The following is a 16,570-nucleotide window of genomic DNA, read 5'->3' as shown; positions in this document are numbered from 1 at the left end:
GATGCCGGCTGGCGATAAGCTGACAGTGCCCTCACAACGTACGTCCAGCCAATTCCCAGCCAACCATCGGAGACTGAAATGGTGAAAAAGAATGGACCAGAAGCGAAGCTCCTTGTCGTCGATGACGAGCCCAATATCCGCGAGCTACTTTCCACTTCGCTGCGCTTCGCCGGTTTTGAGGTATTCGCCGCCGGCAACGGCCGCGAAGCGCTCGCCGCTGCCGAGGAACACAATCCGGACCTTGCGGTGCTGGATGTGATGCTGCCGGATATGGACGGTTTCACCGTGACCCGACGGCTGCGCGCCGCGGGAAGGCATTTTCCTGTCCTGTTCCTCACCGCCCGTGACGATACGGAGGACAAGGTCACCGGCCTCACGGTGGGCGGGGATGACTACGTCACGAAGCCCTTCAGCCTGGACGAGGTGGTGGCCCGGATCCGCGCCGTGCTCCGGCGCACGCAGCCGATGGAAGACGACGACGCCGTGATACGGGTCGATGATCTGGAGCTCGACGACGACGCCCATGAGGTCCGCCGCGGCGGCCGCACCATCGAGCTCTCCCCCACCGAATTCAAGCTGCTGCGCTACCTGATGCTGAACCCAAACAGGGTCCTTTCCAAGGCGCAGATCCTGGACCACGTATGGGAATACGATTTCAACGGCGATGCCTCCATTGTGGAGTCCTATATTTCCTATCTGCGTCGCAAGGTGGACACCGATCCCCAGTCCCCGGCGCTGATTCAGACCAAGCGCGGCGTGGGCTACGTGCTGCGGACGGTCGAAAAGCGCTAACGGAGCCGCACAGTGATCCGGACCTGGAAGAACGCCTCGCTGCGCACACAGCTGGTGGCCATCATCAGCGCCCTGCTGTTGGTGTCCATGCTTGCTCTCGGCGGCGCGACATATGTGCTGCTCCGTGCGTTCCTGCAGGATCAGATGGACAACCAGCTGACGACCTTCCAGAAGTCCATCGCGCAAACCGGCATCACCCCGGCCGACGCCAAAGGCGACTCGCCATTCGGCTTCGAGTACTACGTTCGGTTCTCTTACCCGGATGGGACCATATTCGCCCAGAATCGCCAGGGCCGGGACACCCCCGTACTGGATTCCTACTCGCTGCCGCAGGCCACCGGGCTGGCGGACCGGCCCTTCACCGTTCCCGGGACCGCGGGCAATGATCCGTGGCGCGTCATCATTGTCTCCCCCGCCAATATCAGGGGTCAGAGCAGCAGCGGTGCCTCGACCAGCTTTGCCGGGTACGTCGTCGTCGGCCTTCCCTACACGGATCTCAACAACACCATGGAACGGCTGGCGACGGTGATTGCCGGAGTCTCGTTGCTGGCCGTGGCGCTGGGAACCGTGATTGCCAGGTGGACGGTCTCCAGATCGTTCGTGCCGCTGTCGCGGGTGGAAAAGACCGCCGCGGCCATCGCTGCCGGCGATCTTTCCCGCCGGGTGGAAATTGAAAACCCAGCGACCGAGGTGGGTCGGTTGTCCGGCTCGCTCAATGCCATGTTGGCACACATCGAATCCGCCTTCGCCGCCCGGACGGCGTCGGAACGGCGGATGCGCCGGTTTGTCGCGGATGCCTCGCACGAGCTGCGCACTCCTTTGGTGACCATCCGCGGTTTCTCCGAGCTGTACCGGCAGGGCGCGCTGCAGAGCTCCGACGATGTGACCACGGCGATGGGTCGGATCGAGAGCGAAGCCAAGCGGATGGGTGAGCTGGTGGAAGACCTGCTGATGCTGGCCCGGATCGACGAACAGCGCCCGGTGCAGCGCAAGCCGGTGGATCTGCTGCTGCTCGGGCACGACGCCGTAATCGATGCGCGAGCGGCCGCGCCGGACCGTGTGATTACCGTGGTGGGGCTCGACGACGGTCCGACTGTCAGTGCGCCGGTGAGCGGCGACGAAGCGAAGCTGCGTCAGGTCGTGGCCAATCTGATGGGCAACTGCATGCGCTACACCCCCGACGGCAGCCCGGTGGAAATCGCGGTGGGAGTCACCGGCACAGGCGGTGACAAACGCTCCGTGCTGCAGGTCCGCGACCATGGACCGGGCATTTCCGAGGAGGAGGCGCCGCGGATCTTCGAGCGTTTCTACCGCGCCGATTCCTCACGCAACAGAGACACCGGCGGCAGCGGCCTGGGGCTGGCCATAGTCTCGGCCCTGGTCGCCGCGCATGAGGGCACGGTCAGGATGGAACAAACCCCGAATGGCGGAGCAACGCTGGTCATCTCGCTGCCCTTCCAGGCTCCCGACGATGCCGTGGACGACGCCGGCCCGGAGGACTCATTGGACCGCCGGCAGGACTCATTCAACCACCGGCACGGCTCATTCGACCACCGGCACGGCGGCGACGGGTCTGACGGCAACAGCAGCTTCTCCTCCACCGACGCCTGACCCAGTGTGTTATGCACTGAGTGTCGGCAGCCGCTGGGCCCGCACGGCGTCGGCCGCTAGCCTCGAGGGATCCGGTTACATCCCCAGTCCAGGAGGCACTCACATGGCCGTGTTCCATGTCAACAGCGACGATCTTGCGCTTAAGAGCCAGGCGGTCAAGGGCTCCATCGATCAGATCCGTGCGGAGGTGGATGCCATGCAGCGCAACCTGTTGGATCTGCAGTCCAGCTGGACAGGTGCCGCGGCCACGAATTTCCAATCCCTGATCACCGATTGGCGCAGCACCCAACTCCGCGTTGAAGCATCGCTGGAGAGCATCAGCCGTGCACTGGCCAGCGCGGCAACCCAGTACGCGCAGGCCGAAGACGCCAACACCCGGCTCTTCGCCGGCTGACCCGTCAGCCGACCTGTGGTCGGTCCTATGCCTCGGGCGTTCCCTGGTGGAAGCGCAGCCGCCACTGGCCACCGGTCTGCCGCCACAGTGAACTGCGCAGCGCGGAACCCTCGCGGCCGGTCGTCCGGTAGGTCATCAGGGCCGTCGCCTCATCCAGCAGAGCCACGTCCAGCACCTCCATGTCCGGATCCGGCCCAATGTCCGCACCCATGGCGCCGAGCATCGCATCCCGGGTCCACATCCGGCCGGAAACTCCGAACTCCTCAAAATCGGGGTGTAGCAGCACCGCCACGCGGCTGGAGTCCCGGCGCACGTCCGGACGCAGCAGTTCCTGCTCCAGGGTAATAATTTGGTCCCGGACGGACGAGGTCAGGGGTTCAAAATCCCCCTCCAGCAGGCTGGAAAAGAGGTCGGGGTCCTCGTGCGCCACGGCCCGCCGCCCGGACACGGCGTCCGCTCCGGTTGCCCCGAGCTCCGCAGCGGCGGCTGCGGATCCCGGATAACCCGGGCCTGCCGGAACAGCCCCGCCGGATTGGAATGCGATGGCCACGGCGCGGGCGCGCACGTCTGCCGCCTCATTCAGGTCATGTCCGGCATGACCCTTGACCCATTCGAAACTGTAGTCCCGTCCGGCGATGGCGGCGTCGATATCCTTCAGCAGGTCAACGTTGAGCACCGGTTTACCATCGGCCTTGCGCCATCCCTTGCGCTTCCAGCCGGCCATCCATTTGGTGATGCAGTTGATGACGTATTGGCTGTCGCAGAGGATCCGCAGGTGCTCGTCCGGCACGTGCTCGGTGGACCGGAAGAGATCAAGCACCGCCATCAGCTCGCCCTGATTGTTGGTGCCGTGTGGCCATCCGCCGGCCCGCCACCGGGAATCGTCCACGTACCAAGCCCAGCCGGCGGGTCCTGGGTTTCCAAGGGCAGATCCGTCCGCGGCAGCAACAATCGTCATGCATCCATACTTTCAGATCCAAGCCACCGTTAAGACACCAAAGGCGCCCCTGCCAAAAACTAAGGTGGCAGGAGCGCCTAGGCGCTTGGAGAGCAGAGTGGCTTAGAAGCCGCCCATGCCCCCCATGTCCTCTGCACCCGGGCCGGCCGGAGCTGACTTCTGCGGCTTGTCGGCCACAACGGCTTCGGTGGTCAGGAACAGACCGGCGATGGAGGCCGCGTTCTGCAGAGCGGATCGAGTCACCTTTACCGGGTCGTTGACTCCGGCGGCGAGCAGGTCCTCGTAGACGCCGGTTGCGGCGTTAAGGCCGTGGCCGACCGGCAGGCCGCGGACCTTGTCGACGACGACGCCGGGCTCCATGCCTGCGTTGAACGCGATCTGCTTCAGCGGTGCGTCGATGGCAACGCGGACGATGTTCGCGCCGGTAGCTTCATCACCGGTCAGGCTGAGGTTGGCAAATGCCTTGACCCCGGCCTGAATCAGAGCGACGCCACCGCCGGGGACGATGCCTTCTTCCACAGCGGCCTTGGCGTTACGCACTGCATCCTCGATGCGGTGCTTGCGCTCCTTGAGCTCAACCTCGGTTGCGGCTCCGGCCTTGATGACCGCAACGCCGCCGGCCAGCTTGGCCAGGCGCTCCTGCAGCTTCTCGCGGTCGTAGTCCGAATCGGAGTTTTCGATCTCGGCGCGGATCTGGGCAACCCGGCCTGCGATGGCCTCGGCGTCGCCGGCGCCCTCAACGATGGTGGTCTCGTCCTTGGTGACAACAACCTTGCGTGCGCTGCCCAGCAGCTCAAGGGTGGTGTTCTCCAGCTTGAGGCCGACCTCTTCGGCAATGACCTGTCCGCCGGTCAGAATGGCGATGTCCGCCAGCTGAGCCTTGCGGCGGTCGCCGAAGCCGGGTGCCTTGACGGCAACGGACTTGAAGGTGCCGCGGATCTTGTTCACGATCAGCGTGGCCAGGGCCTCGCCCTCGATGTCCTCGGCGATGATCAGCAGCGGTTTGGACGACTGCATGACCTTTTCCAGAACGGCAACGAGATCCTTCACGTTGGCGATCTTGGAGTTGGCGATCAGGATGTACGGGTCTTCGAGGACCGTTTCCTGGCGCTCTGCGTCGGTGACGAAGTACGCGGAGATGTAGCCCTTGTCGAAGCGCATGCCCTCGGTGAGCTCAAGCTCCAGCCCGAAGGTGTTGGACTCCTCGACGGTGATAACACCTTCCTTGCCGACCTTGTCCAGCGCCTCAGCGATCAGGGCGCCGATTTCGGGATCGCCGGCGGAGATGGACGCGGTTGCGGCGATCTCTTCCTTGGTCTCGATTTCTTTGGCGGAGGCGAGCAGCTCGGCGATAACGGCTTCGACAGCCTTCTCGATGCCGCGCTTGAGGCTCAGTGGGTCGGCTCCGGCCGCGACGTTCCGCAGGCCTTCCTTGACCAGGGCCTGTGCCAGAACGGTCGCCGTCGTCGTACCGTCACCGGCGACGTCGTCGGTCTTCTTGGCAACTTCCTTGACCAGCTCGGCGCCGATCTTTTCGTAAGGATCGTCCAGCTCGATCTCCTTGGCGATGGAAACACCATCGTTGGTGATCGTCGGAGCGCCCCACTTCTTTTCGAGCACAACGTTGCGGCCGCGCGGGCCGAGGGTGACCTTGACGGCGTCGGCGAGGATATTCAATCCCCGCTCCAGACCGCGGCGTGCCTCTTCATCGAATGCAATGATCTTGGCCATGTAGGCTTCAGTCCTTTCGGGACAGTCATTTTCGGACTCAGGACCAGGCTGCGGTGCCCGCGACGGACGAGCCGTGGACGCGGCGATCTCTATACGCCGGCCGGCAGGCTCTCACCACACTGGTTACTGCATCACTCGCTCCGGCACCTCGAGTTTTTAGCAGTCGGCACCGGAGAGTGCTAACTCAATAATTAGCACTCACCCGTGGAGAGTGCAAGCGGATCGGATTTCTTGCGCTGCCGGCGAACTCCGCGCCGGGGAAATTGCACCGCCAGCGTCGCCTCATTCTCTGGCGCCCCGCATGGTCATGGCATAGCGTTAATGAAGAATACATTCCCTTACGCGTTTGTCCCCCGCAACAGCATCAGGAGTCAGCATGAGCGAAAATCCGCAGCAGGGAAATCCGGCCGACCCCGATCTGCCCCGCGAGAACATGCCCTCCGAGTCACTTCCCGGATACCAGTCTCCCGACTCCCCCTACCAGCCTCCGGAGACAGGGGGCAGCGGATACGGCCAAGCCCCTCCGGGCAAGGTTCCCTACCCCAGGCCGGACGAAGCCCCCGCTGCCGAGCCGGAGCAGTACGGTCAGCAGCCGTATCCCCAGCCGCCCGCGGGGCAGCAACCCTATGGCCAGCAGCTTGGGCAGCAGCCGTATCAGCAGTCATATAATCAGCAGCCCTACGGTCAGTCGCCCGGTCAGTCGCCCGGTCAGTCGCCGTACGGTCAGCAGGTATACGGTCAGCAGGTATACGGCCAGCCCGGCGTGGAACAGAAATCCAAAATTGCGGCCGGACTGCTCGGCATCTTCCTTGGCTCGTTCGGCGTCCACAATTTTTACCTTGGCTTCACGGGCAAGGCGGTGGCCCAGTTGCTGATTACTGTGCTGTCTATTGGTACCCTCTCCTGGGTCAGTTGGATCTGGGGCATTATTGAGGGAATTCTCATCCTGACCGGATCCGAAAACTTCAGACATGATGCCAAGGGGATCCCGCTGCGGGATTAACACTGCGGGACTGCCCCTGCGGGATTGACGCTGCGCGACCGCCAGCCAGAAACCGGAACCATGCCCGCAACCGCGGACGGAGCCGTAGCCAGGACCCGCGGCTGGATCTGTGCGCAGAATCCTGCCGCGGCCGGAGCCGCCGGCCGCAGCCGCGCCGGCTAAGAGTTCCCCAGTTTCCTCCTTCTATGTCCCTGAATGCGCAACTGAATGATCCGCGCCCCTCCGGCCAGGGCCACCAGGATCCCGCCCCCGACGGCCGCTATAAACAGCGCTATCCCCAAGGCCAGCGATCCCTCCAAGCCAAGGAAGTAAACCCTGACCTGATCCTGATTCTGGATGAAAAAGATAATCAGCAAAACCAGCACGGCCAGCGAAATGGCCACGGCGACCCAGACAGCCGCAGCGCGTGTCACACCTGTTCCACGGGGTATTTCCGTGCCGGAACGGCCGGGGTCCGTGCCGGAACGGCTCCGGCTCAAAGGCCCCTCGGGCTCGTCCGTTTCCTGTGCCCGGGGGCCGACCCCGGATGGAACGCCTCGTGACGGTTCGCTGGATTCGGTGCTCATGGTCCGACTCTCCTGTCTGTGACCGCGGATCCAGCGTTGCGGCCTCGTTGCTGGGGCCGGGACCGGACGTTCCGCGTTGCTGGTTCCGATACTTGTACTTAGGCAACATCCTAGGCCGGAAAGGGCCACCGCGCCCTTGCTCCCCGTACCCTTGCTCCCCGCACCGGCCGACAATAGGCTTGCTTACTATCAGTAGGCTTACTGCCACCAAGTTTGCCTGTCACCAGCTTTGCTTGCCACAGAGGGTGCTTACCATCAAGTTTAAGGAGAGCCGGATGCGGGTTGCTGTCATCGGAGCCACCGGGAACGTAGGAACAGCGCTGCTGCGGCGTCTTCACCAGGCCCCGGGAGTCGAATCCGTGCTGGGAATTGCCCGCCATCTCCCCGATCCCGACGCGGAGCCGTACGCCGATGTGCGCTGGCACAGCGTGGACATAGGGGCACCCGGGGCGGCGCCGCGTCTGGCCGCAGTACTTGACGGGGCCGACGTCGTCGTCAATCTTGCCTGGGCCATTCAGCCCAACCATGACGAGCCGACCATGTTCGCCACCAATGTCACCGGGCTGGAAAATGTGCTGCTTGCCGCGGCCAGTGCCAAGGCCCGGCACGTCGTATATGCCTCGTCCGTCGGCGCCTATAGTCCGGGGGCCAAGATCCGGCGCTCGGATGAAGCGTGGCCCACCGGAGGCATTCACACCTCGCATTACAGCCGGCACAAGGCGGCCAACGAGCGCCTGCTGGACGCGTTCGAGGCCCAGCATCCGGAGGTGGTAGTCAGCCGCCTGCGGCCCTCCCTGATTTTCCAGCGCGACGCCGGAAGTGAGGTCGGGCGCCTATTCCTCGGTCCCCTGGTGCCCAAGTACCTTGGCTACAAAATCACGACGCCGTTGCTGCCGCTGCCCCGCGAGCTGACGTTCCAGGCTGTACACGCGGACGACGTAGCGGACGCCTATTGGCGGGTCATCGCCGAGCGTGCGCCCGGCGCGTTCAATGTCGCGGCGGAACCGGTGATCACCCCCGAGCTGTTGGGGTGGATTCTCGGGACCCGCCGGATCATTACCTTGCCGCTGGTGGTGCTTCGTGCGCTGGCCGCGGTGACCTGGTGGCTTCGGCTGCAGCGTTCCGATCCGGGATGGGTGGACATGGCCGCGCAGTCACCGGTTATGAACACGGACAGGATCCGGGCGTTGGGTTGGGATCCGAAAATCAGCTCCGTGGACGCCATGGTGGCTGTGATCCAGGGCATGGGCTACGGCGACGGGGTGGCAGGTTCCCCCAAGCTGCAGCCGCGCCGGACGCGGGCCGGAAAGTGATCTCCACGGAACTTGCCGGTGCCCTGCGCAGGGCCGGCCTGCGCTGGATACCGGTCGCCGGCGACACGTTCTGCATCGAACGGCTGATCGACAGTCCCGACGTGCTCGAGGCAAATGAGGTTTTCGTGGTCAGCGATATGACGATCGAAGCCCACGCCTACCCCACCGGGACCGTACTGGGGATGAACGGGACCACTGAATGGGCGCTGGACTCCGTCTCACTGGAGGAATCGCTCTGGCTCCCGCACGAGAATCAGCTCCGGGACCTGCTGGGGGGCACCTTCAGGGCGCTGCGGCGGGAAGCCCTCAACAGCGGCCAGATCGGGTTCGTCGTGGAGGTTCAGCGGCAGAGTGCGCTCAGGCTCTACCAGGACCCGGATCCCGCGGAAGCGTACGGGAAGGCGGTGCTGGCGCTGGTCAGCGACGGCGCAGCGTAGACGACGGCGTAGCGTTAACACAGGGCGCCGGAGCACCTTGCGGCGTCCGGAAACCCATGGGAGGCATCATGACTGTGCACGGTGAAAAGAAGCTCGGCGTCCTCTTCGACGTCGACGGAACCCTGATCGACTCCAGCTACCTGCATACGATCGCGTGGTGGGAGGCGTTCCGGCGGTACGGGCTGGATGTGCCCATGGCGTCCATTCACCGGGCGGTCGGAATGGGCGGAGACAAGCTCATCGGGCATCTGCTCGGTGCAGACCGGGACCAGGATAACGACGCTGCGCTGGAAGCCGCCCACGGGGCTATCTTCTCCACCCGCTGGCCGTCCCTGCGGCCCTTCGCCGGGGCCAAGGACCTGTTGGTCCAATGCGCGGATGCACAGCTCGCCGTTGTGCTGGCGACGTCAGCCAAACGGGACGACCTCACTGTCCTAAGAGCGGCGCTGGATGCCGACGCCAGCATTGATGCCGCCACGAGCTCCGCCGACGCACAGGAGAGCAAACCCGCCCCGGATATCCTGGCCGCGGCGTTGCGGGCCGGGCACCTTGAGGCGGAAAACGTGGTGTTCGTCGGGGATTCCGTGTGGGATGTCCAGGCCGCCGCAAAACTGTCGATCCCGTGCATCGGCGTCACCTGCGGCGGCACCAGCGAGGCCGAGCTGAAGGACGCCGGCGCCGTGGCTGTTTTTGAAGGCCCGCAGCAGCTGTTGTCCAATCTGGCGCAGAGCCCGATCGGCCCGCTGGCGGCCCGTGCGGCCCGACGAAACTAGCGGGCCCAAGGAGACCCCGCCGGCACGGAACCCTGCGGCCCCGGCGTCGCCCCGGCAGCCGCTGATTACGGCGCAGTCGCCTTTTCCGTCCCGCTCATCACGGGTTTATTGTCCGCACCAAAGCTGTAGACAACGTAATTTGCCGCCGTGATATCACCGTTCTCGTTGAAGTTGATGGCACCGGAGATGCCGTCGTAGTCAATGTGTTTCTTTTGCATCAGCAGCTGCGAACAGTCCGGATACCCGGTGCAGGGCACCCCCGCGGCCTCGCCGGCTACCCTGCCTCCGGAGACGGACAGCAGCTTGGCCGCGATGGAGGCCCCCGCGTCGTCGTTAGCCGCCGTTGCGGCCAGCGCGGCCAGCATCACGGCGTCGTACGTTTCGCCGGCGAACGTCATGTCCTTCAGCGCCGGCGAGACACTCAACAGCTGCTGCTGGAATTCCGCCGTCGGGAAGATTCCCGGCAGCAGACCGGTGGCACCCTGCAGCGCGGTCGAGGCCAGAGCGGTGCCGTAAATTCCCGTGGCGCCGTCGCTGAGCACCAGCTTGGACCCCGCAATGCCGGCATTCGCCAGCTCGGCCAGCATGGCCTGCCCGTCACCCCGGGCCACCAGGATGACCGCGTCGGGCGACGCATCCTTGATCGTCTTCACGGCATCCGCTTCCGTGCCCGGCTTGGCCTCCGCATCGGCCGCAACGGAATGTGATGATGCCTTCAGCGCATCGGAGACGGCATGGGAGACGTCCGTCCCGTAGCTTCCGCTCTCGTGCAGCACGGCAACCCTGGCACCGATGCCGGCAGCCCGTTTGGCCAGCACCTGTGCCTGCAGGGTGGACGAAGCCTGGGTCCTGAAGTAGTACCCCCCGCTGCCGATGCTGCTAAGTTCGGGCGCCGTGTTCGCCGGCGAGATGAGCGTAACCTTGGCCTTGCTCAGCACGTCGATGGCGGCCACCGCGTTGGACGAATCGGTCGGTCCGATCACCACGTCGGCGCCGGCCGCCACCATGTGCTCCGACTGGGCCCGGGTATCGGTTCCCGGCGTGACCGGCAGCAGCGCCACCGGTTTGCCCTTGAATCCGCCGCTGGCATTGATCTGGCTTACGGCAAGCCGTGCAGCCGCCTGCTCGGAATCGTTGATGAAGCCCTGGGTGCCCGGGCTGTCCAGCAGCAGACCGACCCTGAGTACGCCGTCGCCGCTGGGCTCCACGTCGGCGGTCCGGGCGTTGCCGGACGTGCCGGAGCAAGCTGTGGCAACCAGCACGACGGCGGCAAGCGAGATAGCGAGGGAACCGCACCGCACGCCGGCGTGCCCGGCCCTGCTCGTCTGCTGCCCCGGGCCGGCACAACGCGTGGGCCAGCGACGCTGAGCGGAGCCACGCGGGACGGAGTCACGCGGGACGAGAGTCGCCGATGGCGCAGGCGTCACTGAGCTCCCGGCCCCAGCACAACAGCCAGCGGAATCTGCAGGTCCGCGGTCTCGGTCAATCGGGTGATCCCCAGCAATGCCCCGACCGCCTCGGCAGTGGCTTTCTGCTCGGCGCCCTGGTAAAAAATGACCGAGCTGGGCTGGGCCGCACCAGCCCAGTTGGCCATCTGGCTGACCGACCACCCGGCGCCGGTCACCATGTCACCGTACTTCGCGGCGAGTCCCACGACGCCTGAGGCATTGAGCACACTGATCGGCGTTGTCCTGTCCACTGCAGTGGCCTGAGGTGCTGCAGCCGGCGCGGACGACGGCGGCGCCGCCACCCTGGAGGTCGGGGTGGCAGGCGCGCTCGACGAAGGGGCGCCGGAGGGTTCGGGACTGGAGGATGCAGGCGTCGACGTTGGCGTAGCCGACGGCGATCCGGAGGTATCGGACACGGAGCCGAAGCCGAACTTCGGCAGCACAAAGAACGCTGCGGCACCGATGATCAAGGCCACCACACCGAAAACAATCAGCGGTGCAAGCGCGGCCCTCGGTGCATCAATGGAATCGCGGTGGACCCCGCGGCGCGACGAATGTTCGGGGACTTTGTCGAACTCATCCCGCGGGTGTTTGCTCATGTGGCTACTGCGTCCTTGTGTTTATTGCACGTGGCTTCGCGTCAGTTTCCCAGCCGGCGGGCCGTCCTGGCCCTCTGACGCGACGTACGTAGTCTACGCAGTCTCTTGACCAGCATTGGATCATGGGCCAAAGCGTCCTCTGTGTCGATCAGGGCATTGAGGATCTGATAATAGTGCGTCGCGGACATGTCAAAGAGCTCACGGATGGCCTGCTCCTTGGCCCCGGCGTACTTCCACCACTGCCGTTCCAGCGCAAGCATCTGCGCGTCGCGTGCGCTGACGGCCCTCGCGGCCTGCTCCCCCCCGGGGCCGGCATCCACCGGAGTCCCGGGCATCGGTGCAGGTTCAGCCACGGCACACTCCATTCCAAATTCCGGCAAAGTCAAGTCCCTCCATGATAAGTGCGAATCACACTGTTGTCATTTGGTGGCCTTTCGGCCTGCCCGCCGGCCGCTTCCCCCTGCCGGTCACCCGCCAGGCCGTTGGCGTGCCAGCTGGGCGGTCCCCTGTGCGTGCCGCCGAGCGGACGATGCACATGCGCTCCGGGTCGGCCAGAATAGGGTGCGTGACTGATTCCGATGCACTTTTCGATCCCCCCGCATCCGATCCCCCCGGGACAGGCCGCTGGCAGGCTGACGATGAGGACGCGCTCGCGCGCTTAGCGGATGAGCCGCTGGCGGCCATGGCTCCGGACTGGGCCGCGGCCCTGCAGCCGGTCGAGGAGCAGCTGCGCCGGATGGGCCGCTTTCTGCGGCGGGAGTACGACGACGGACCCGGGTTTCTGCCCCGTCCCCGGCACGTTTTGCGCGCCTTCGAACGTCCCCTGGCCGACGTCAGGGTGCTGATCGCCGGTCAGGATCCCTACCCCACCCCGGGGCACTCCGTCGGGCTGGCGTTCTGCACGGACCGGCGCACCCGCCCGCTGCCGCGTAGTCTGGCCAACATTTATAAGGAGCTTCAGTCGGATCTTGGCATTCCGCCGGTGCAGCACGGTGATCTGAGCCCGTGGGCGGACCGGGGTGTGATGCTGCTGAACAGGGTTCTTTCCGTGGCGCCGGGAGCCACCGGCTCGCACCGCGGGAAGGGCTGGGAGTTCGTCACGGATGCCGCCATCAGCTCCCTGGCAGCCCGGGACACGCCGCTGGTCGCCGTCCTTTGGGGCAAGGATGCACTCAAACTCCGGCCGCTGCTGGGCGGAACCGCCGCCGTCGTCTCCGCGCACCCCAGCCCGTTGTCCGCTTCCCGCGGATTCTTCGGATCGCGGCCGTTCAGCCGCACCAACGAACTGCTGCAGGCCCAGGGCGGGTCCCCGGTCGACTGGGCCCTTCCCTCGCTATAGGCTCGTAAGGGCGCCCTCACCCAGCTGGCAAAAGCCCGGTCTGGAGGTTGTCCACGCCGATCCCAGGAGCCCTGACATGACAATTGCCCCCGCCGTAAAGCACCGTCCGCAGGCCACCCTGACCGTGCTGCGGACGCACTGGCTCGGTGACCATATGGTGCGCGTTATCGCAGGAGGTGCGGGCTTCTCGGACTTCACCCCGAACAATTCCACCGATATGTACGTCAAGCTCCACTTTCTTCAGCCCGGCGTCGACTATCCGGAACCAGTTGACGTTTTCGCCCTCCGGGACACGCTTCCGCGCGAACAATGGCCGTCCACCCGCACCTACACGGTCCGCTGGGTGAACCCGGTGGCGCAGGAACTGGCCATCGACTTTGTGGTGCACGGAGACGAGGGTCTGGCCGGCCCGTGGGCCGCGGCGGCCCAACCGGGTGACCGACTGATCGTCTCCGGACCGGGCGGCGGCTATACCCCAAACCCGGACGCCGACTGGTACCTGTATGCCGGCGACGAGGCCGCACTACCCGCCATCGCCGCGGCGATGGAAGCGCTGCCCGAAGGTGCCGTTGGCCACGCTTTTCTGGAGGTCGACGCCGAAGCGGACATCCAGGAAATTGCCGCCCCGCGTGGAATGGAATTGGTCTGGCTGCTCCGCGAGGGTGAACCCGCCGGCACCAGCGCCCTGCTGACAGACGCGGTGGCGGCGGCCACGTGGCGCGAGGGAACAGTGGATGTCTTTGCCCACGGCGAGCGCGAATATATGAAAGCACTCCGGAAGATCTTCTTCGCCGGACAGGGCCTGGAGAGGTCCCAGGTCTCGCTTTCCGGCTATTGGGCCCGGGGGCGCAACGAGGACGGTTTCCAAGCCGAGAAGAAACTGCCGATCGGAAAAATCTGACCACCCTTCTGAACGCTGCTGAGCACTCTTCTGGAGTGTGCCGAGGGACGCCTCGGGCCGTGGGAATTTCCATACTGCGCGGATCCCTGGCGTTGGGGCACAATGGCTGTATGCCAGAACTTCCGGAGGTTGCCGGTCTGATCGGCTTTCTGCAGACAAATCTGTTGGGGGCAACGCTGACGCGGATGCAGGTTCTGTCCTCCGCGGCGCTGAAGACGGCCGATCCGTCCTACGCAGACCTGCAGGGGCTGCGGCTCGCCGCCGTGACACGGCACGGAAAGTTCGTCGATATGTCCCTCACCGCGCTCGGATCCCCCGACCTCCACGGTGCCGCGGCCGCCGCCGCGGATACCGAGGCTTATGGTGCCGCGGTCGCCGCCGCGGATACCGAGGCTTATGGTGCCGCGGTCGCGGAAACTGAGGCTCACGCTTCCACTGCCGCGGATACTGAGGCTCACGCGGACTGGACCCCCGGGCCACTCCACCTGATCTTCCACCTGGCAAAGGCGGGCTGGGTACGGTACTCCGAAACGCCGTCGAACGCTGTGCTGCACCCGGGCAAAGGACCGATCGCTGCACGACTGACCTTCGACCAGGATTCCGCCGTGCGGAGCCTGGATCTGACCGAGGCCGGGACCAGGAAGAGCCTGGCGGTTTACGTCGTCCGCAGCCCGTCCGATGTTCCCGGCATCGCCGCCCTCGGACCGGATCCGCTCAGCGCGGACTTCGGCGTTCCGGAACTGGCCGGCATCCTGGCCGCAGGCTCCGGCCAGCTCAAGGGTTTGCTGCGCAATCAGCGGGTGATCGCCGGAATCGGAAACGCCTACAGCGACGAGATACTGCATGCCGCGCGGCTGTCGCCCTTCGCCATCGCCCGATCCTTGGACGAGCCGGCCGTCAGGGCGTTGTACGACGCCATCGGGAACGTGCTCGGAGCGGCCGTTAAGTCAGCCGAAGGCAAGCCGGCCAGCGCATTGAAGGACACGAAACGGGCCAGCATGCGGGTCCATGGAAGAACGGGACAGGCCTGCCCCGTCTGCGGCGACGAGGTCCGGGAGGTCTCCTTCGCTGACACGTCGCTGCAGTATTGTCCGACCTGCCAGACCGGCGGAAAGATCCTCGCGGACCGGCGGACGTCCAAGTTCCTCAAATAGCGTCCACGTTGCAGGCATGTTGGCCTCGCCGACCGGAGCGGGCGGGGAAAATTCATGCAGGAGCGCTAACGGCGCCGGTTGCGCCGCTTCTCGTTGCTCCCCTGCCCCCGGGTCAGTGGACGTGCCAGATTATCGCCGAGCACCACGCCGGCGGCAACGGCCATGATGATGATCAGAGCATTAAACAGTCCCACCGCGCCTTCCACCGAGGCGGCTGGAGTGATGGTCATGACGAACATGGCGCGGAAGATGGACAACCCCACCAGCAGGAAAATGACGGACGGCACGGCGACAACCAGCTGCGGCGCCCCCATCCGCAGCGCCACGAAACGAGCCGCCATTCCCACGGCAACGGCGGCCACTGCGGGCGCGAATCTGTCGCCGAGCCCGGCCGCCGTGGCGACCAGCAGGACGCAGTACCCCATCAGCCCGATCAGGCCGGTGGGCAGCAGCAGCTTAATCTTGGTCTGCTCGGCAATGCCGATGGCCACGGAGGCCAGCAGCACCAGCGGCAGGGCGATCCATAAGGGCAGACCGCCGGACAGCGGCTGCGTCACGTTCAGGTCCCCGGAGCCGAAAAGCGATCCGCAGACCAGTGCCCCGGCAATACCGGAGACGATCGCACCAAAGGTCAGGAACGCGGACAGGAAACGTCCCGCGGCTGTCACGGGGAAGCCATTGATGGCATCCTGGACGGCGGAGACGAGCCGGCCGGAGGGCAGCAGCAGCAGAATACCGCCGGCCACGACCGTGGCAGGGGTCAGGGGAACGTTCAGCAGGGAACATGCCAAGGCTATCGCGGTCACCACAAAGGAGCTGGCCCCCGTGATGAAGAAGTCCGGCACCCGCCATTTGCCCAGGGTACGGGCCAGCAGCCCCACCAGCAGCGAGCTGAGCAACGCGACTAGCGCGCCGAAGGCGGCGCCACCGATCACTGCCACGACGATGCCGGCAAATCCGGCCTCCGCCAGGGTCACCATCCAGCGCGGGAAGGGCCTCGGGCTCCTGAGGATGACGTCCAGCCGGCGATACGACTCGTCGCGGCCCACCCCGCCGGACACAATGTCGGTCACCAGCTCATGCACCAGTGCCAGGCCGGCATAGTTATTGGTCCACGACCGCACCACGCGCAGCAGGGTGATGGGCGTGGCATCCTTCTTGGCGTAGTTGATGATGACCGACTGGTTCGTGATGTCGACCTCGATATTGCGCAGCCCAAGCGCAGCGGTGACCGCGATGATGCTGGTCTCCACCTCCAGGGCCCCGGCCCCGTAGCGGAACATCGTTTCGGCCAGATGCAGCGCGAAATCGATGGTCTTGCGGGCCGAGGCATCCACCCCGCCCACCTGGATCATCGGATTCGCATAGGGGCTGCCGGCAAGGCGTTCCACGATACTCATCGGGGCCGTCGGTGGTGCTTCGCCCTGCACGAGCTTACGCAGCACACTCCGTGCCGCGTAATTCTGCTTCACTGCCGGCACCACGGGAATCATTCCGGGATGTGGCACCGAGCGGTTCCTGTCCTGTGACTTGTCGCTCATCTGGCCCTTC

Annotated in this window: 17 protein-coding genes; 10 read left to right on the top strand and 7 right to left on the bottom strand. The window is 65.4% G+C overall.

The features are described 5' to 3' along the window. Positions 1 to 81: 81 nt before the first annotated feature. The 3 genes from ACLLJI_RS02800 (at position 82) to ACLLJI_RS02790 (ending at position 2,797) form a co-directional block, all read left to right on the top strand. Positions 82 to 792, top strand: a complete 711-nt coding sequence (locus tag ACLLJI_RS02800; RefSeq protein ID WP_434621119.1) for a response regulator transcription factor — start codon at positions 82 to 84, stop codon at positions 790 to 792. A 12-nt stretch (positions 793 to 804) separates the two neighbouring features. Further along, positions 805 to 2,403, top strand: coding sequence for a sensor histidine kinase (locus ACLLJI_RS02795; protein WP_434617660.1), 1,599 nt, complete (start codon positions 805 to 807; stop codon positions 2,401 to 2,403). A gap of 103 nt (positions 2,404 to 2,506) precedes the next feature. Continuing rightward, positions 2,507 to 2,797: a WXG100 family type VII secretion target gene (locus tag ACLLJI_RS02790; protein WP_283558415.1), complete on the top strand. Its 291-nt coding sequence runs from the start codon at positions 2,507 to 2,509 to the stop codon at positions 2,795 to 2,797. A 25-nt stretch (positions 2,798 to 2,822) separates the two neighbouring features. Here ACLLJI_RS02790 and ACLLJI_RS02785 read toward each other — a convergent pair whose 3' ends face one another. Together ACLLJI_RS02785 and groL are read right to left on the bottom strand one after the other, a co-directional pair. After that, a complete protein-coding gene (locus ACLLJI_RS02785) occupies positions 2,823 to 3,755 on the bottom strand; it encodes an RNase H family protein (RefSeq protein ID WP_434617656.1) in 933 nt (310 codons plus the stop codon). Between the two features lie 102 nt (positions 3,756 to 3,857). Next, positions 3,858 to 5,486 (bottom strand): chaperonin GroEL, encoded by a 1,629-nt coding sequence (gene groL / locus ACLLJI_RS02780; protein ID WP_434617654.1) that lies wholly within the window; start codon positions 5,484 to 5,486, stop codon positions 3,858 to 3,860. Positions 5,487 to 5,862: 376 nt separating this feature from the next. Between groL and ACLLJI_RS02775 the strand changes: the two genes are divergently transcribed. Then, positions 5,863 to 6,489, top strand: a complete 627-nt coding sequence (locus ACLLJI_RS02775) for an NINE protein (RefSeq protein ID WP_434617651.1) — start codon at positions 5,863 to 5,865, stop codon at positions 6,487 to 6,489. A gap of 158 nt (positions 6,490 to 6,647) precedes the next feature. Here the strand turns inward: ACLLJI_RS02775 and ACLLJI_RS02770 are convergent, their stop codons facing one another. Further along, positions 6,648 to 7,055 (bottom strand): LapA family protein, encoded by a 408-nt coding sequence (locus ACLLJI_RS02770; RefSeq protein WP_434617648.1) that lies wholly within the window; start codon positions 7,053 to 7,055, stop codon positions 6,648 to 6,650. Positions 7,056 to 7,330: 275 nt separating this feature from the next. Here ACLLJI_RS02770 and ACLLJI_RS02765 point away from each other — a divergent pair, with 275 nt between their 5' ends. The 3 genes from ACLLJI_RS02765 to ACLLJI_RS02755 all read left to right on the top strand — a co-directional run bounded on the left by ACLLJI_RS02765 (position 7,331) and on the right by ACLLJI_RS02755 (position 9,578). Beyond that, the gene (locus ACLLJI_RS02765) at positions 7,331 to 8,368 is read left to right on the top strand and encodes an NAD-dependent epimerase/dehydratase family protein (protein ID WP_434617645.1); all 1,038 of its coding nucleotides are present in this window, start codon (positions 7,331 to 7,333) and stop codon (positions 8,366 to 8,368) included. After that, the gene (locus ACLLJI_RS02760) at positions 8,365 to 8,805 is read left to right on the top strand and encodes a pilus assembly protein CpaE (protein WP_283558409.1); all 441 of its coding nucleotides are present in this window, start codon (positions 8,365 to 8,367) and stop codon (positions 8,803 to 8,805) included. Before ACLLJI_RS02765 ends, ACLLJI_RS02760 begins: the two co-directional genes overlap by 4 nt. 68 nt (positions 8,806 to 8,873) lie before the next feature. Then, positions 8,874 to 9,578: an HAD family hydrolase gene (locus ACLLJI_RS02755; protein ID WP_283558408.1), complete on the top strand. Its 705-nt coding sequence runs from the start codon at positions 8,874 to 8,876 to the stop codon at positions 9,576 to 9,578. 65 nt (positions 9,579 to 9,643) lie between these two features. Here ACLLJI_RS02755 and ACLLJI_RS02750 read toward each other — a convergent pair whose 3' ends face one another. The 3 genes from ACLLJI_RS02750 to ACLLJI_RS02740 all read right to left on the bottom strand — a co-directional run bounded on the left by ACLLJI_RS02750 (position 9,644) and on the right by ACLLJI_RS02740 (position 11,960). Beyond that, the gene (locus ACLLJI_RS02750; protein ID WP_434617641.1) at positions 9,644 to 10,840 is read right to left on the bottom strand and encodes an ABC transporter substrate-binding protein; all 1,197 of its coding nucleotides are present in this window, start codon (positions 10,838 to 10,840) and stop codon (positions 9,644 to 9,646) included. A 161-nt stretch (positions 10,841 to 11,001) separates the two neighbouring features. Beyond that, positions 11,002 to 11,625, bottom strand: a complete 624-nt coding sequence (locus ACLLJI_RS02745) for a LytR C-terminal domain-containing protein (protein ID WP_283558406.1) — start codon at positions 11,623 to 11,625, stop codon at positions 11,002 to 11,004. 41 nt (positions 11,626 to 11,666) lie between these two features. Next, positions 11,667 to 11,960 (bottom strand): DUF3263 domain-containing protein, encoded by a 294-nt coding sequence (locus ACLLJI_RS02740; RefSeq protein ID WP_283558607.1) that lies wholly within the window; start codon positions 11,958 to 11,960, stop codon positions 11,667 to 11,669. Positions 11,961 to 12,190: 230 nt separating this feature from the next. Between ACLLJI_RS02740 and ACLLJI_RS02735 the strand changes: the two genes are divergently transcribed. The 3 genes from ACLLJI_RS02735 (at position 12,191) to ACLLJI_RS02725 (ending at position 15,019) form a co-directional block, all read left to right on the top strand. Further along, complete coding sequence (locus ACLLJI_RS02735) at positions 12,191 to 12,964, top strand: uracil-DNA glycosylase (RefSeq protein WP_434617638.1); 774 nt, start codon at positions 12,191 to 12,193, stop codon at positions 12,962 to 12,964. Positions 12,965 to 13,040: 76 nt separating this feature from the next. Continuing rightward, positions 13,041 to 13,865 (top strand): siderophore-interacting protein, encoded by an 825-nt coding sequence (locus ACLLJI_RS02730; protein WP_434617635.1) that lies wholly within the window; start codon positions 13,041 to 13,043, stop codon positions 13,863 to 13,865. Between the two features lie 110 nt (positions 13,866 to 13,975). Continuing rightward, complete coding sequence (locus tag ACLLJI_RS02725) at positions 13,976 to 15,019, top strand: DNA-formamidopyrimidine glycosylase family protein (RefSeq protein WP_434617632.1); 1,044 nt, start codon at positions 13,976 to 13,978, stop codon at positions 15,017 to 15,019. 65 nt (positions 15,020 to 15,084) lie between these two features. On the opposite strand, the gene ACLLJI_RS02720 is transcribed toward ACLLJI_RS02725, so the two are convergent. Next, positions 15,085 to 16,560, bottom strand: coding sequence for a threonine/serine ThrE exporter family protein (locus ACLLJI_RS02720; protein WP_434617629.1), 1,476 nt, complete (start codon positions 16,558 to 16,560; stop codon positions 15,085 to 15,087). Positions 16,561 to 16,570: the final 10 nt, after the last annotated feature.

It is taken from the genome of Arthrobacter sp. A5, assembly GCF_051131705.1.
GTDB lineage: Bacteria > Actinomycetota > Actinomycetes > Actinomycetales > Micrococcaceae > Arthrobacter_M.
This window is presented reverse-complemented; position numbering and strand designations above follow the sequence as displayed.

Excerpts from the sequence above, each read along its gene's own strand:
- ACLLJI_RS02790 (WP_283558415.1), top strand. The coding sequence starts at position 2,507 with ATGGCCGTGTTCCATGTCAACAGCGACGATCTTGCGCTTAAGAGCCAG.
- ACLLJI_RS02785 (WP_434617656.1), bottom strand. The coding sequence starts at position 3,755 with ATGACGATTGTTGCTGCCGCGGACGGATCTGCCCTTGGAAACCCAGGA.
- groL (WP_434617654.1), bottom strand. The coding sequence starts at position 5,486 with ATGGCCAAGATCATTGCATTCGATGAAGAGGCACGCCGCGGTCTGGAG.
- ACLLJI_RS02775 (WP_434617651.1), top strand. The coding sequence starts at position 5,863 with ATGAGCGAAAATCCGCAGCAGGGAAATCCGGCCGACCCCGATCTGCCC.
- ACLLJI_RS02770 (WP_434617648.1), bottom strand. The coding sequence starts at position 7,055 with ATGAGCACCGAATCCAGCGAACCGTCACGAGGCGTTCCATCCGGGGTC.
- ACLLJI_RS02765 (WP_434617645.1), top strand. The coding sequence starts at position 7,331 with ATGCGGGTTGCTGTCATCGGAGCCACCGGGAACGTAGGAACAGCGCTG.
- ACLLJI_RS02755 (WP_283558408.1), top strand. The coding sequence starts at position 8,874 with ATGACTGTGCACGGTGAAAAGAAGCTCGGCGTCCTCTTCGACGTCGAC.
- ACLLJI_RS02745 (WP_283558406.1), bottom strand. The coding sequence starts at position 11,625 with ATGAGCAAACACCCGCGGGATGAGTTCGACAAAGTCCCCGAACATTCG.
- ACLLJI_RS02740 (WP_283558607.1), bottom strand. The coding sequence starts at position 11,960 with ATGCCCGGGACTCCGGTGGATGCCGGCCCCGGGGGGGAGCAGGCCGCG.
- ACLLJI_RS02730 (WP_434617635.1), top strand. The coding sequence starts at position 13,041 with ATGACAATTGCCCCCGCCGTAAAGCACCGTCCGCAGGCCACCCTGACC.
- ACLLJI_RS02725 (WP_434617632.1), top strand. The coding sequence starts at position 13,976 with ATGCCAGAACTTCCGGAGGTTGCCGGTCTGATCGGCTTTCTGCAGACA.
- ACLLJI_RS02720 (WP_434617629.1), bottom strand. The coding sequence starts at position 16,560 with ATGAGCGACAAGTCACAGGACAGGAACCGCTCGGTGCCACATCCCGGA.